Source organism: Phytomonospora sp. NPDC050363 (assembly GCF_040655735.1).
GTDB lineage: Bacteria > Actinomycetota > Actinomycetes > Mycobacteriales > Micromonosporaceae > Phytomonospora.
This window is the reverse complement of the sequence record NZ_JBFAKK010000015.1, coordinates 55623-69554: the sequence shown is the minus strand read 5'-3', so window position 1 is coordinate 69554 and position 13932 is coordinate 55623. Positions and strand designations below refer to the sequence as shown.

16 protein-coding genes are annotated in these 13932 nt (G+C 69.9%); 5 read left to right on the top strand and 11 right to left on the bottom strand.

What is annotated here, in order from left to right; all coding sequences use genetic code 11:
• Positions 1 to 67: 67 nt before the first annotated feature.
• Positions 68 to 1210, top strand: coding sequence for a hypothetical protein (locus AB0I28_RS32350; protein WP_357499505.1), 1143 nt, complete (start codon positions 68 to 70; stop codon positions 1208 to 1210).
• A gap of 70 nt (positions 1211 to 1280) precedes the next feature.
• On the opposite strand, the gene AB0I28_RS32345 is transcribed toward AB0I28_RS32350, so the two are convergent.
• Positions 1281 to 1850, bottom strand: a complete 570-nt coding sequence (locus AB0I28_RS32345) for a hypothetical protein (protein WP_357499504.1) — start codon at positions 1848 to 1850, stop codon at positions 1281 to 1283.
• 179 nt (positions 1851 to 2029) lie between these two features.
• Positions 2030 to 2341 carry a hypothetical protein gene (locus tag AB0I28_RS32340; RefSeq protein ID WP_357499503.1) on the bottom strand — a complete coding sequence of 104 codons (312 nt, stop codon included), beginning with the start codon at positions 2339 to 2341 and terminating at the stop codon, positions 2030 to 2032.
• Positions 2342 to 2568: 227 nt separating this feature from the next.
• Between AB0I28_RS32340 and AB0I28_RS32335 the strand changes: the two genes are divergently transcribed.
• Entirely contained in the window at positions 2569 to 2961 is a 393-nt protein-coding gene (locus tag AB0I28_RS32335) for a hypothetical protein (RefSeq protein WP_357499502.1), read from the top strand.
• A gap of 213 nt (positions 2962 to 3174) precedes the next feature.
• Here AB0I28_RS32335 and AB0I28_RS32330 read toward each other — a convergent pair whose 3' ends face one another.
• Positions 3175 to 3381, bottom strand: a complete 207-nt coding sequence (locus tag AB0I28_RS32330) for an ATPase, T2SS/T4P/T4SS family (protein WP_357499501.1) — start codon at positions 3379 to 3381, stop codon at positions 3175 to 3177.
• A gap of 68 nt (positions 3382 to 3449) precedes the next feature.
• Entirely contained in the window at positions 3450 to 4163 is a 714-nt protein-coding gene (locus tag AB0I28_RS32325; RefSeq protein WP_357499500.1) for a hypothetical protein, read from the bottom strand.
• 305 nt (positions 4164 to 4468) lie between these two features.
• On the opposite strand from AB0I28_RS32325, the gene AB0I28_RS32320 reads away from it, so the two are divergent.
• Positions 4469 to 4975, top strand: coding sequence for a hypothetical protein (locus tag AB0I28_RS32320; protein ID WP_357499499.1), 507 nt, complete (start codon positions 4469 to 4471; stop codon positions 4973 to 4975).
• A gap of 508 nt (positions 4976 to 5483) precedes the next feature.
• Here AB0I28_RS32320 and AB0I28_RS32315 read toward each other — a convergent pair.
• The 7 genes from AB0I28_RS32315 to AB0I28_RS32285 all read right to left on the bottom strand — a co-directional run bounded on the left by AB0I28_RS32315 (position 5484) and on the right by AB0I28_RS32285 (position 11087).
• Entirely contained in the window at positions 5484 to 5948 is a 465-nt protein-coding gene (locus AB0I28_RS32315; RefSeq protein WP_357499498.1) for a DUF5949 family protein, read from the bottom strand.
• 230 nt (positions 5949 to 6178) lie between these two features.
• Entirely contained in the window at positions 6179 to 7327 is a 1149-nt protein-coding gene (locus AB0I28_RS32310; protein ID WP_357499497.1) for a methyltransferase domain-containing protein, read from the bottom strand.
• Positions 7324 to 8292 (bottom strand): MvdC/MvdD family ATP grasp protein, encoded by a 969-nt coding sequence (locus AB0I28_RS32305; protein WP_357499496.1) that lies wholly within the window; start codon positions 8290 to 8292, stop codon positions 7324 to 7326. The genes AB0I28_RS32310 and AB0I28_RS32305 overlap by 4 nt, the downstream gene beginning before the upstream one ends.
• Positions 8293 to 8361: 69 nt before the next feature.
• Positions 8362 to 8652: a hypothetical protein gene (locus tag AB0I28_RS32300; RefSeq protein ID WP_357499495.1), complete on the bottom strand. Its 291-nt coding sequence runs from the start codon at positions 8650 to 8652 to the stop codon at positions 8362 to 8364.
• A gap of 135 nt (positions 8653 to 8787) precedes the next feature.
• Positions 8788 to 10029: a helix-turn-helix transcriptional regulator gene (locus tag AB0I28_RS32295; protein WP_357499494.1), complete on the bottom strand. Its 1242-nt coding sequence runs from the start codon at positions 10027 to 10029 to the stop codon at positions 8788 to 8790.
• A 97-nt stretch (positions 10030 to 10126) separates the two neighbouring features.
• Positions 10127 to 10504: a hypothetical protein gene (locus AB0I28_RS32290; RefSeq protein WP_357499493.1), complete on the bottom strand. Its 378-nt coding sequence runs from the start codon at positions 10502 to 10504 to the stop codon at positions 10127 to 10129.
• 172 nt (positions 10505 to 10676) lie between these two features.
• The gene (locus AB0I28_RS32285; protein ID WP_357499492.1) at positions 10677 to 11087 is read right to left on the bottom strand and encodes a hypothetical protein; all 411 of its coding nucleotides are present in this window, start codon (positions 11085 to 11087) and stop codon (positions 10677 to 10679) included.
• Positions 11088 to 11260: 173 nt separating this feature from the next.
• Between AB0I28_RS32285 and AB0I28_RS32280 the strand changes: the two genes are divergently transcribed.
• A complete protein-coding gene (locus AB0I28_RS32280) occupies positions 11261 to 11923 on the top strand; it encodes a hypothetical protein (RefSeq protein WP_357499491.1) in 663 nt (220 codons plus the stop codon).
• Between the two features lie 242 nt (positions 11924 to 12165).
• Complete coding sequence (locus AB0I28_RS32275) at positions 12166 to 13881, top strand: hypothetical protein (protein ID WP_357499490.1); 1716 nt, start codon at positions 12166 to 12168, stop codon at positions 13879 to 13881.
• Positions 13882 to 13932: the final 51 nt, after the last annotated feature.

The following is a 13932-nucleotide window of genomic DNA, read 5'->3' as shown; positions in this document are numbered from 1 at the left end:
TATGGGTGGTGCACGTCCTCATTGCCCTTCGAGGGATCCGGTACTCCACGCCGAGAGGACGAAGACCATGAGCACCGCACCGCCACGCCACCGCAGGACCACCTCGGCCGGCAGCCTGAAGGCGACGGAAGTCGCCCGCTTCACCGATGCGGCCACCGGCGACCAGATCATCATCGAGACCTACCAGGCCGGCTACGACGTCAAGCCTGCGCTCGCCGCCCCCGTCTACAGCGGGGACAAGCACCTAGGTGACGTCCTCGAGGCGACCGGTCCGGCCGGGGAGAGGGTGTATCTGCTGCGTGCGCGCTCGGAATACTCCCATGGCCTGGTGTCCAACAGAAGCCAGTTCCTCGCTGGCGGGGGAACCGTTCGCTGGTATCGCGCGGCCGAGGAAGGCCCTGCGGCCGCACAGTACTTCTACGCCAGCGTCGAGGACGCGAAGCTGGCCGCCGGTGACGAACGGGCCCTGGCGGCCGCGCACGAACGGCTCACCGCGATGCTGGCGACGGCGAAAGCCGCCGGGTGCGCGGTCGATGGACCGGATGCGATCGCCTGGTCCCGGCGCGCCTACGAGGCCGCCTGCGACGCGGTCGGCCTGGTTCCCGAGACCGACGACGAGGTCGGCTGCGCCTTTCGGGGAACCATCCCGCGCTACACCGTCGAGCATGCCGTGTGGCTGGAGCTGACGCTGGCCCGCTCCTGGGGCCGCGACGCCGAACGGACGGCGGAGTACCAGGCCGCCCTGGCCGCCGCCGACGCGGCCGCCCCGGGGCTCTCCCACACCCGCGCCGACTACGAGACCGCCTGCGCGGCGGCAGGCGTTGCGGCGGTCCCCGATGCCGAATGCGGCCTGCATCCCGCGATCGTGATGCGCGGTGGACTGGACACCCTGTCCGGCAGCGCCGACTACGGCCTGTCCGGGCTGGACCGCATGGACTGGGAACTGCGCGCCCGGCGCGACATCGGCGCCCTCGAGGAGGCCATGAGCAAGCTGGCCGAACAGCGGCGACGTGAGCGTGAGCGGCTGGCCGCCGAGGGCCGCGAGTTCGCCACCGAGGCACAAGTCGACCGAATCATGGGCCTGCTTCTCGACCGGGATCTGCCCGGCAACGACGATGGATTCCGCTGGCCCGAAGACCAGGCCGGGATCGCCAACCTCTCCCGCGAACAGGCCAGCAACTACATCAGCAACCTCGGCGGGGATCAATAGAGCCCGGCGCGAAGCGCGGGCTTGGCCGACCGGTCTCGCTGATGTGGTCGTCGAGTGGAGGCGGTGGGGTTCAGTGGCGCCAGGCGCGGATCGCGGCGCGGATGAGCAGTGCCCCGGTCCACAGGCACGCCGCGGCGAGGATCCCGTCCCAAGCCGCCCATGCGAGACCTTCGGGGCTGAGGAGATAGGCGCTCGTGCTGTCGTAGTTCCCGCGGTGGGCGCGGAAGAAGTAGTGGTAGGCCTCGGCGGGGACGACCACGCCAGCGGTCATCACGAGGCCGGCGGCGGCGAGGACGGCCCCGGCCGTTCGGCCTCGCCACAACCGCTGCGAGGGAGCCGGGGCGCGGTCGCGGAGGCGGTCGACGGCGCCGACGACCAGCCAGGCGGCCAGGCCGAGGCAGGCGGTGACGAGCACGCCTTGGCGGGCGGGCCACTCCAGGCCGTAGGCCATGGCATAGACGAAGGGGTCGGGGCGACCGTTGATCGCGCCGGTGCCGAGCATGTGCACCAGGTAGGCCGCCGCCGGCAGCGTCGCTCCGGCCAAGGCAAACACCGCCGCGACGGCCAGGCGCCACGCGGCCGCACGGTAGCCGGGCATGGGCGTTTCGGCGCCCGCGCCAGCGAGGGGTGGGCTGGTCATCGTGTCCATACCGGGTTCAACGATCCGGGCGGCCGCTGAGCGCTTGGTGAGGACACTCGGGGAGGGCAACTACTACGCATGGGGGAGAGGACTTCGGGCAACCGACGACGAAGGGCGGCCCCGGAGCGCAGACCGCCCCGACTCAAATCATCCGCCCCGATTCGTGCGCGAGGACCGGTCTACGCGGCGTCCACTGCCCGGCGGCGCTGGCCGACGCCGTACACGTTCTGCCGGGGGAAGGAGCGCCGCAGCCACCGGGGCGGTTCGGACAGCGCCTCGCGCCCGTCGACGACGATGTCTTCCTCGGTCCCGGCGCGGGAGTTATCGATGCGGGCGGTCCACCCCGCCCGCGTCAGCGTCTCCAGATACCGCCTCGGCGCGTCCCGCTCGTGCAGCCGATCGTCGGTGCAGGCCACGTAGAAGTCCCCCCGGGCCGCCGTCGCCACGCCTGCCTTCGACGGCGAAGCCCAGCCGCGCCCGCCGTTCGCCATCTGAGCAGCGTACGGTGCGGACGCGGGATCGCAGCCAATGACGGACTTGCCGATCGACTCACCGCTGGGGCAGCCGAGCGTCCCGCCGCCCGAGCGGTGCCGGAGTCATCGCCGAAGCTGAACCAACAGGCGATCGCTGTCCGCGAGGGCATGAGTATTCTGGGACGCGCTTGTTCTCCACGCGCGTGGAGGTCCCGCCACATGTGCCAACACACGCGGAGAACCTCATGCCAGCGCGCCACGGATCCCCATCGCGTCACCAGTGGACACCCGCCAGCCGCTACAACGCCGGCGACCGCGACCTTGATGCCGCCGCAGGCCACGCCCAGCAGATGCGCACCTGGCGCCACAACACCCACCCGCTGACACCTGCCGCCCAGGCAGCGATCCTCGCCCTGCTCACTGACGGCACACCGCTCGACGCCGTCTGCGAGCTGACAGACGTTTCCCACCAGGCCATACACGGGCGCAGTGCTTGGGATGCCGACTGGCGAACCCGTCTCAACGCCGCACTCATGGCTGGCCGTGATCCGCGACTGCGTCACGGCCGTGAGGAGACCTACCGGCATGCCCGGTGCCGTTGCCCGGAGTGCCGCGAGGCTCACAACGCCCTGCGCTGAAGGGACCCCAGCCGGAACGGTCGGTAGTGGATTCTGAGAAATCCGGGTGCGGGGACTGTCGGGAAGGGACACGTTGAGATGAACGAGGGTCCGGTCTCAGAACCAAGGTCGGTCATCCAATGAGCCACGGATAGCGCTCGGCGGCACTGGCTTCCAGCTCCAGGGCGTTGTCGATGGACTGGTTGGCGAGGTCGATGCCGATGTCGGTCCCGCTCATGAGGTTGCGGCGGGCCGCACCCCAGCGTGGATGGTGCAGAGGCTGCCCTGGCTGACGGCCATGGCCTGCAGCATGGGAACGATTTCGCGGGAGCGGACCTCACCGACGATGATGCGACGCACACCCCAGCGCAGGGTGCGGGGGACCATGTCGGCGAGGGTGATCTCGTGGTCGGCGCGGGCATCGCACTCGGCAAGGGTCATTTTCGGCTCCATCACGACTCCTAACGTGGGGTTCGCTTGTTCTGCGTGAGGCATGTCGCCAGCTGTCCTTACAAGACGGCGGCGACCAAGCGGGCGAGGACCTGCTCGTCGATGACGTGAGCGCCAGCGCCACCAGCGGCGTTGAGGGCATTCGGGTCGAAGCGCAGCGGCTGGGAATGCTCACCTCCGACGACGTGCACCAATTCGGGTTCGCGCCGGATGGCGGGAAAGGAATGGTCGAGCCAGTCGGCGCCATCGCGACTGAGGCGGACGTAATCGGCGGTGCGCATGTAGGTGGCGGGGGTGTCGTACTGGATGGTCTCGACGTACCGGGCCCGGACACGAGCGACGATGACATAGCGCTCGCGGCCGTCGATCGCGCCGACGCTGCGGTCGAGGTCTGTGCCGTACCAGCACTTCACGACCGGTGTACCACCGCGCGCGAGGTGCCAGGCGGTGTCACGGTTGGTCACGGTGCCCCAGCCGCGCGCCCACATCGCACGTTCGACCCGCTGGTGCGTCTCGGATCCCCGCCCGGTGCCATTGACGTAGACGACCGGCACGGCGGCTGGCTCCGTGGGTTCGCCACCGTCGGGGCTCTCGCCCAGGATGCGGCCAACACGGTTGCGGTTGGAGCCGGCGCCGGTGGCCTTGGCGGCGGCGGTCCTCGACAGCCCTCCGAGCAGCACGGCGTCGCGAATGGTCTGCTCTTCGACGGCCTTGGCCGCTGCGGTCGCGGCGGTGGCCTCGCGGATGCGCTGGGCCCAGTCGAGTGTGGTCATGGTGATCAGTCCTCAGCGGGTGGTGACCGGCGCACTGGGCATACCGGTGATGTGGACGGGGGCGGCGCCGCGTACGACCCGGCGCGCCGCCTCGGTGTTGATCCAGTAGTCCTCGGACTCGACCGCGTCACGAATCTCCGTCAGCGCCGACCGATAGCCCAGCGACGCCGGGTCGAGGTCACGGCGGGGGACGGCCAGCCGCCACGCCCCGGCGATGGTCCGCCACGCGGCGACGGCCTGATCGACACGGCGCAGAGGAGGCGGGTACGGTCGCCAGCGGACCGATCCAGTCGGAGGGGAATGCGATGACGACGCCCATGTGGGATCTGCACTTCAGCGAAGGGGCCTGGGAGCCGACGAACGTGATTCCGGCCGACAGCAGCACAGTGGACACAGACCTGGACAAGGCCGGTTGGGAGAGGTTCTGGGTCATCGGCGGCCAGGAGAACGGTGCGCTGCACATCGTCACCTGGCGCCGGGATAGCCCCGACGGGCCGGGTCGCCAGTATCTGCTGCAGGTGTGGGACGTCAACACAGGCAGCGAGTTCGTGCAAGTCGACGGGCTGCCGGGACTGATGGAGCTACTGGCGAAGTGGGCGCCGATCGTGCAGGCGGCCAGCGTGGCCGGCGCCATCGCCGAGGGCCTCAACGGCGCGCTGGACCGCTACGGGTTCTTCGAGCAGATCGGCGCTCGCCTGGCCTGGGGCGCTGACACCAACCGCGACGCGATGGAACGTGAGGCTAGCGAAGAACGCGACCGCCGAGCCGAATGGAAACGGCAGCAGGCCGCCGAGCGGCCAGCCGCCACGTAGCCCACCGGGGCACCGCCCGCAGGGTCGTGGTCACGCACGGGTCGCTACGCCCTTGACTCGCCTAGCGGGTCACTGTGGAGTGTCGCCCTCGGGGCCGGGCCGCAGGCGCGCTTGGTGATGTCGTGCTCGCTCGGGGGGCCTGGTCGACGGGGTCGGTCATGTCGTGAGCCACGGGCAGCGTGGGGCGGCGCTGTTGCTGCAGTGAACCGGTGAGGTGCGCCTGGCGATCAAGGTCGGCGGTTGTTACGGTGGTGCTTCTCCACGAGTGTGGAGGTGGCTCGTAGATCTGTGTGACGAGCGCGTTGTCCCCGCCCTGGCGGGGATGGTTCACGGCTGCGTGTGTTGAGCAGGTTGGACCCGCACTTGCGGGTATGACTCATGGCTCCGTGTACTGCGAATGTCGTCCCCGCCTCGCGGGGATCGTCCTCAAGTGGCTGTTTGCGAAGGTCACGAAGGTGACTCGTCCCCGCCTTGCGGGGGTGGCCCCCGCTCCGGCGGGGGCCTTTCGCTATCCAGCGACGGCCGAGGTGAGGCCGATGGCGTACTGGCCAGAGTCGGTGACCTGGTCGGCGTAGATCCCCTCGGAGACGGCCGCGTCGGCCGGTAGGTAAGACACGACAAGGATGGCCATGCCCGAGCGGGCGGCCAGGGCGTGCCACTCGGGGTGGCTGGGCCGGGTGAACTGGGTGTCGCCGACGTGGATGGTGACGGTGTGCGGGGTGGTGATGATGCGGGCGAGCGCGGGGTCGATGCGTGCGGGTGGACGCCCGGCGTGGGCGTCGGTGGCGCCGATCGCGGCTGCGAAGCGGGGCATGGTGTCGCGAGGGTCGGCCTGGTTCGTGCCGGCGGTGTAGAGCATCACGAAGGCCTCTTCACGGCCGGTGGGTGCTTCGGCGGCCCAGCCGTAGGTGATGAGCGCGCCGAGTTGGCCGGTGCTGGGTGTGGCGGGTGGACGGTCAGCGGGTGTCGTCATCGCCTCAGGGTAGAAGGGTCCTCATCACCCTTCGAGGGATCCGGTCACCAACACCGAGAGGACACCGCAATGACCACCGAAGATCCCCGCCTTCAGACGAACCGCCGAGTTGTTCCGTGGCCTGCCTGTGGGGCCTGGGGACGCCATCGCTTCAGTGCCCGATGACCTCGGCGAGTCCGGTCGCGAGTAGCGGCTCGACGGGCTCGCTGCTCGTCCGGTCGGTGGCCTGTTCAGGTGGTGATGGTCCAGGTGTGGTCGCTGCCGGGTTCGTCGATCCACATGTGATGGGCGCCGTCTTCGGTGACGGTCAGGCCGATGCGGTCGTGGCGGGGGCGGTCGGCGCCGACCCATCGGTCGCGGATCTCGTTGACGGCCTCCCACAGGTCGCGTGGTCCGCCGGTGGTGACGTGGTCGTCGCCTGCGGGGTTGTGGGTGGCGGTCATCCAGGCGCTGTCGGGGCCGGCGAACAGGTACCGGGTCAGGTCGTTGTCGTCGTAGGTGATGAGGTTGCGGGTCAGGTCGGGGATGGACACGCCGAGGAACACCAGGAACTCGTGGTCTTCGAAATCGGTGCCGACGTGCGCGTGGCGGGCGTGGTCGCCGGGCTCGGCGCACAGTTTCATCAGGTCGGGCAGGGGGAGGCGGGTGGGGCCGTCGGCGGCGCGGGCCTCGATGAACCCGGCGAAGCCGGGCAGGAACCGTCCCGAGGCGCTGTGGCCGTCGTCGGCCAGGGCGAGACGCACGACGCCGGCGCCGATGTTGGCGATGATGGTCGCGCTGGGGCGGGCTTGGCGCACCCACGCGCCCGGGACGCGGTTGGTGGAGCAGGTGGCGATGATGCCGTCGTAGGGCGCGGCCGAGGGAACACCGAGCATGCCGTTGCCGATGACCAGGCGGGGCGCGTAGCCGAGCCCGGCGAGGGCGTGCCCGGCGGTTTCGACCAGGTGGGGGTCGATGTCGATGCTGGTGACGTGTTCGGCGCCCAGGCGCTGGCACAGCAGGGCGCAGTTGTAGCCGCTGCCGGTGCCGATCTCCAGGATGTCGTTGCCGTCGGCGACGTTGAGGGCTTCGAGCATGAGGGCCATGAGGCTGGGCTGGGTGGAGGAGCTGGTGGCGATGCCGGTGTCGGCGTCGTGGTGGGTGACCAGGGCGTGGTCGGAGTAGACGACCTCGAGCCACCGCTGGTGCTGGGCGGGGTCATGGCCGTCGATGTACTCCTTCTGGCCGGTCCCGCCGGGCAGGCGCTGCCAGAAGGAGGGCGTGAAGGCGTGGCGGGGCACGCGGGTGAACGCCTCGATCCAGGCGGCATCGGTCAGGGCGCCGCTGTTGGTCAGTTCGGTGATCAGGCGGTGGACGTGGTCGGGGGTCGTGGTGGTCATCGGGTGGCTCCCTGGGTGAGGTCGGTGGCGATGGTGTGGGCGATGGGCGCGCCGGTGGCCTCTTCGACGAAGCCCCACTGGCCGTTGGGGTTGACGTCGACGAGAACCCATCGGTGATCACCGGGTGTAACGATGAAGTCGATCGCGGCGAAACGCAGGTGCAGGGCGTCGAGCATCGCGCGGACCCGCTCGGCGATGTCCGGTGGTGTGTCGATGAGGGTGTAGGACAGCGCCGGGTAGTCGCTGCGCCAGTCCAGGTGCCCGGTCGGTGAAGCGGCGTCGACGTCGATGCGGGCGGCGAACATGGTCTCACCGATGACGGTCAGGCGCACCTCGAAGGCCTTCCGCAAGCGTTCTTGAAACAGGTGCGCCGCCTGGGCAACCCCGGCCAGCTCGGCCAGGCCGGCGCCGGTGACGTCGCTGGTGTAGATGCCGTACCCGGGCAGGTGAGGGCTGCCGGTGAGGGTCTTGTAGATCGCTCCGTTAGGGCAGGAGTGGATGAAAGCGGCGGCGTGGGCCGGGTTGTTGGTGATGATGCTGCGGGGCGTGGCCAGGCCAGCGTCCCCGGCGGCGATCATTTGCATCGGCTTGGTCGCGGCGGTGTTGTGATGGGGGTGGTTGATCCAGTGCGCGCCGCCCAGCGCCATCAGCAGGCCCCCGACGCCGGCGCGGGTCTCCTTCTGTGCCCACGAGCGCTCGATCGGGGTCATGGTCTTGGCCAGGACGAACGGTGAGGGTCGGCGGTAGTAAATCGCGCCGATGTCCTCCAGGCGGATGCGCCGGTGGCCGGTGTTGAGCCATCCCGTCCAGGCGCCGGTGTTGTAGCCGGTGATGGACGCCGACTCGGGGAAGTCAGCCAGGTCGGTGCGTGCATAGTCCACGCCGGCATCGGCCAGGTGCCCCACGACCAGATCAGCGGTCAGGTCCCTGGGCTGGGTCAAGACCAGGACAATCGATGAGGTCATCGCTTTTGGCTCCCTTCATGGAAGGCGCCGGGCCCGCCTCGATAGGCCCGGCGCGTGTGCGGCGCGGTCCTAGTCGGAGTCGCGATCGGTCCAGGTCTGCATGTCCTCGGTGGTGCTGGGCTGGGTATTGCTGGCCAGCCTCGGAGAGAAGATCCCCGGGGCCCCCGTCGTGGTGTCGATGTTCAGGCCGCGGTCGGCGTCGTAGCGCAGGTGGGAGAAGTCGAGGGTCTCCTGCGGCGGGAGCCGCCGGGCCTGTGCGTATCCGTAGGACACCGCGCGGGGCGCGGTGACGGGGGTGATCGGGGTCGGGCCGACGGTGGTGGGCACCAGCGCCGCGTCGGGAACGAGCACATCGCTCATGGCGTACTCCAGAAAGTGAGGGGCTCCTGGCAGAAGGGGCCGTTGACCTCACGTTATGGGCGATGTGGACGGTCGGGGAGGGACACGGTGTCCTGATCGGACACTGTGTGCCGGCGCCGACTAGGACACGGTGTCCTAGTCGGTGTCGATGCCCATGCGCTGGGCGAGCCCGACCAGGCCGGGCAGCTTTTGGACGCGGCGCTGCGGCAGGAGCTCGGCGACGATGCTGCGGGCGATCGTCTGGTGCGGCAGGGCTTGGGGGGCCAGCTGCTCGGCGGTGCGAATCGAGGTGACCGCATCGGTGAGGCGGTGGTCGGCCATCTGCGCCCAGGCTAGGTTCAGCAGGTGCCGCGAGCGCATCAACGGTGACTGCGTGCCCGGCCGTTCCACCCGTTCCTGCAGTGTCAGGGCCTTGCGGGGCTGGTCGGCGGTGACGTGGATCGTCACGGCCGTCATCGCCGCCAGCGTCGGCCCGAACGCCAGTCCCGCCAGGGGCGCGCTGCCCGAGGCGGTCGTCTTGTCGGTGACCCGTTCGGTCCAGGCCCGCTCGGGGCGCAGCTGCCCGACTCGCGCGGCCGCGGCGTCGACGAGGCTCTGGGTCTCAGCGGCCTCATCGTGACGTCCGGCGCGCGACAGCGCGACCGTGGCGTAGCGCAGGTTCTCGCCCCACACCGCGATCTGGTCCACCGGCGCACTGGACAGGCGCGGCTCGATCTGGGCGGCGGTGGCCAGCGCCAGGTTCTGAGCCTCGGTCAGCAGACCCTGCCGTGACAGCAGCCATGCCCGCGAGGCCGACAGGCCCGCCACCATCAGCGGGTTTTGGGACTCGTCGGCGGCGGCCAGTGCCTGGTGCATCGCCAGGGCCGCCAGGTCATCGTGGGCCAGGTGCGCCAGCAGGGATGCCGCCAGATGCAGCAGGTCGGCCAAGACCGCCGCGAAGCTGACCCGGGCCCGGCCGGGCGCGTCGGCCACCGAGGCCCGCGCTCGTGCGATCTGCTCGGGCAGCATCCGCGCCAAGGGCGCATACCCACCCGTCCAGTAGGCCCGCCATGCCTCCCCAAGCCCACCGCGCAGCGCCTCCAGGCCCGGCGGCTGCTCGCTGACCTCGATGACGTCGAAAATCGCGCGGCGCAGGTGGTGAACTTCGGCGTCCTCGGCGCCGGCCAGCAGGCCCTGGGGTTTGCCGACCAGTTCGGCGACCGACACATCCAGGGCTCGCGCGATCGCCGACAAGGTGTCCCACCGGACCGCATGGCGCTGGCCTTGCTCGAGTTTGGCGATCACGTCCACCGACAACCCGGCCATGGCGGCCACGTCGGTCTGCGTCAGGTTGCGGGCGACCCGCCGCTTCTTGATGTGCTGTCCCAACACGCTCATGCCGCCTCCTCGTGGTGACGCCGAACACCATGAACGGTACGGACATCGCGGTCGCGCCACCAGCCGCGACTTCCACGGTCGGCCAGCGGCGGGCCGGTCACTGCGGCGGCAGCCAGATACCCACGACGGTGCGGCGAACCCCGGCGTCGAGCATCGCCTGCGCGCGGTGGCGCCCGTTGGTGTACCCGCCGACGTCGTAGTGGGGCTGGATCGGGTCGGCGAACAGCGACTGCGCCCACCGGAGGGTCACCGCGTCCAGGCCGGTGCTCGCCTTGAGGTGCGCGCAGGCCACGTCGAGGTGGCTGCGGAAGTCCTCACCGGCCGGCACTGCGGCCTGCGCGTGGCGCAGGGCCGCCACGGCGGCCTGCGCGTGGCGCAGGGCCGCCACGGCGGCCGCCGACGCGGTCTTCCAGTCCGCTGAGTGGTAGGCACAGCAGTCGGCCCGCCGGCAGCGGGGGACTATCTGGCGGGCCACACGCCGCCACCACGGTGCTGGGGCCGGCATGCAGGGTGGGTCATTGAGGTGTTCAGCGCCGGGCAGGCACATCACGGTGACCGCCTGGTAGACCAGCCGCTCTTCTTCTCGGCGACTGGATCGACGTCGATCGCGGGGACGGACGATAGTGCCCAGACCGCCGCCGAGGTGTTCACACCGAGCGGGGCGGGAACATCTCCGCAGGAACGCCGGCGGTGTCGGCAGTGTGCAGCGCTGTCGCCTCGACGGCCGGCCACAACTTCGGCGCGACGGGCAGGACACCGACCTCGCGGACCCCAGCGCTGCGGCCGTGCTCTTCCCAGACCTTCATCGCCGCGGTGACGATCTCGGTCTCGGTGGACAGGCCCGGCGCCGGTTTCCACACCAGATGTACCCACCCGACGAAGGTATCGGGACCGAACCCCTCAGGGTTGGGGACGTGCAAGACCCGCGCGGCGGCCGGTAGATCCGCTGCGGCCTCGGCCAGGACGGTGGTGATCGCCTCCAGGTCGGCGTCGGGGTCGATGGTGAGACTGGCGACGATGACCGCTGCGGCGAACGGTGCTGGAGAAGGCTGGTCCACGAGCCAATCCTAGGCTTCCAGAGGCCTCACCTCGATGCCGCAACCGCCCTGAACGGGGGTGCCGCCGACCGGGGGGAGCCGGTTCTTCGGCCGAACCGTCGATGGTTCCCGGTCACGGCCAAGGGGATCATGGCAGTGCCCTCGCCCAGCCCACCGTCCAGAAGAGAGTGCCCGTGTCCGTCGACTCCCTCGTGCCCGAAACCGCCTCCCCGAAGTCGCGCACCGGCGCGCAGCTGTTCGCCGCCCTGCTCACCGTGGTCCTCCTCGCCGGGGTCGCCTTCGCCTTCGCGCTCAACCCGCCGCCTGCCCCCGGCGTCATCGTCGCCCCGCTCAAGCCGGACTTCACGCCCGACATGGTCGTGCTCGCCGAGGATTTCTTCCCCGACGAGGTGGCGATCCACACCCTCGGTCAGGGTACCGATCTGACCCTTGAGCTCGACGCCGATCACGACCACGACGACTGCTCCGACATCGGTGGCGCCACCGTCGAGAAACTCACCGAGGGCTGCAGATACTGGATGGAGGTCGCCTACGTTCACGACGACTGGCTCGTGACCGCCTACATGTTCGCCTACGACGAACCCTCACAGGCGAAGGAAGCCGCCGATCTTCTCTACTCCGGAGACGTCGACTGGCTCGATATCAACATCTCACCGAGCACGCTGCAGCCCGGCTGGCACTGGTGGGACACATCCAACGTGAGCGGCTTCAGCCTGCTTATGGGCGCCGGGCCGGCCGAGACCGTTGACAGTCAATCTGAGCTGCCCGAAGAAGCCCAAGACGTCTTGGGTGCGTTCAGGACGTGGATCGTGGGAGAACTCGTGTCCCGGACCTGAGCCGGGAACTCCAACGATGCAGTCATGACCACCTCCTCACTGCGCACTTCAAACGAGATGGGCATCGTGGGATCATGGCCGTGCCGGTTCGCCGGGTGGATGCCTCGACAGCTCTCTTCAGCGAACCGGCGTCTTTCCCAAACAAATCCGCAACACATGTTGCGAATTACCGGTGGGTCGTGGGAGGCTGAACAGGTCGAGGCAAAGGGCCGAGCGGCCCACCCACCCACGCGAGGAGAGCCATGTACGAGCTCATCCACTGGACTTTCGTCGACGCCGAGAAGTTCCCCGACAATGCCGGGACCTTCAGTGTCGACGGCCCCGATTGCCATGATCCGCGATGGCGGTCGGTGATCGACGATCTGACGCTCGATCTCTGGGAAGACGCTGTGCCGCGCTTCCGCGAGGAGCACCGCAGGACCGTCGAGGAGACACTCACGGCGCTGTACGGGCGAACCGGGGTCGACGCCGTCGACCATGTCGACGCCGAGATCGATCTGGATGACGCCGAACTATCGGCGGCGCGCTGCCTGAACCTCGCCGGCATCGTCATCGCGTTTCCTGGGCTGCGGTTCCCCGGCGGTGCCGACACACGTGTCCCGATCGTGCAGGGCAGCCTCGATTGGGACACCGAGAGCGAGGCCTTCACCTGGAGCCCGGGCACCCGGGTTCTCATCGAGCGGATTCCGCGCGCAGCCTTGGCGGCGATCCCCGCCGAGTCGGTGACCGTGACCCGCTCGTGGAGTGACGATCCCGACGATCCGCTGCGCCGGGAGGCGCACCGGCTGCTGGGCGCGATGTACCTCCGCGACATCCCCCCAGCCCCGGCCGACGCCTTCGCCGGGCACGTCACCTTCCCCGAGAAGGAGGGGTACCGGTCGGTGCCCATCACCGACCCCTCCCGCCGCAGCGCCGGTGGCCGGCTGTACGTGTCGGTCGAGCACGGTCGCATCGAGGTCAGCCGAACCGGGCACGGCGGCCACGTCAGTGGGTACATGGTGCCCCTGACGCCCGAACGCGCCGAGCTGATCGAGCGCCTTGACGCCCGCTACGGCTGGTCCGATACCGCCTACGCCGTGACCGGCGCCGACGGCCAGGCCGCCGCTGTGCTGCGCGCCGCCGGGATCACTGCCCAGGCCGCCCACGACATCCAAACCGTGATGGCCGTCCTCACCGGCGCCGACGCTGAGGCGTACCTGGCCCGCACGGTCGAAGCGTGGGGCCAGGCCGGCTGGCGCAGGCACATGTCCGCCATCGTTCAAGACTCCTACGCCGGCCAGCACGATCCCACGCGCTGCTTCACCGCCTCCCAGGCCGCCGCTCTCGCCGATGCCGGGATCAGCGGGGGCCGCGCCTACGAGCTCCGCGTCGGCGACGAGGCCGCCGCCCGCACTGTCCAAGACATCATCGACGCCGACCGGTGCCTGCCCAACGACGCCGGACGGCACGCCGCAGGCGTCGCCGAGCGCGCCAAGGCCGACCCCGCGCGCTACCGGATGGCGCGCACCCACACCGAGACCACCGTCTCGAAGGTCCAATCGCGGTACCGCAACGAGGCCGTCGAGCTGCTGCGCCACGACTACGCCTTCGCCGACGGCTCCACAGCGACCCTGTGGGAGGTGGTGGAAGTGTGGTGGGAACCCATGGAAGACGCCGGCGCCGACCACTTCGCCTTCATCAACGAGAGCGCCGCCCGCGAGCGCTATGACACGCGCAAGGCCACTCAGGACAGGCCACCGCAGCCCAGGCGCATCCAGCGGGTCGACGACACCTGCCCCGGCCGCGAGGTCACGCACTGCGACGAATGCGGCAGCCCGAACCCCATCGCCGCCGAGGACGAACTGCTGGTGCCCGGCACCGACTCCTGGATGAGCGCCAGCCTCGGCACGGCATGCTCGTTCGCCTGCTACACCGCCATGAGCGACGCCCCCGGCAAACACGACCGCCGCTACCACTAGACCACCCGCAGGCGCTGTGTGCCCGCTTCAGGCGGGCACACAGCGCCCACA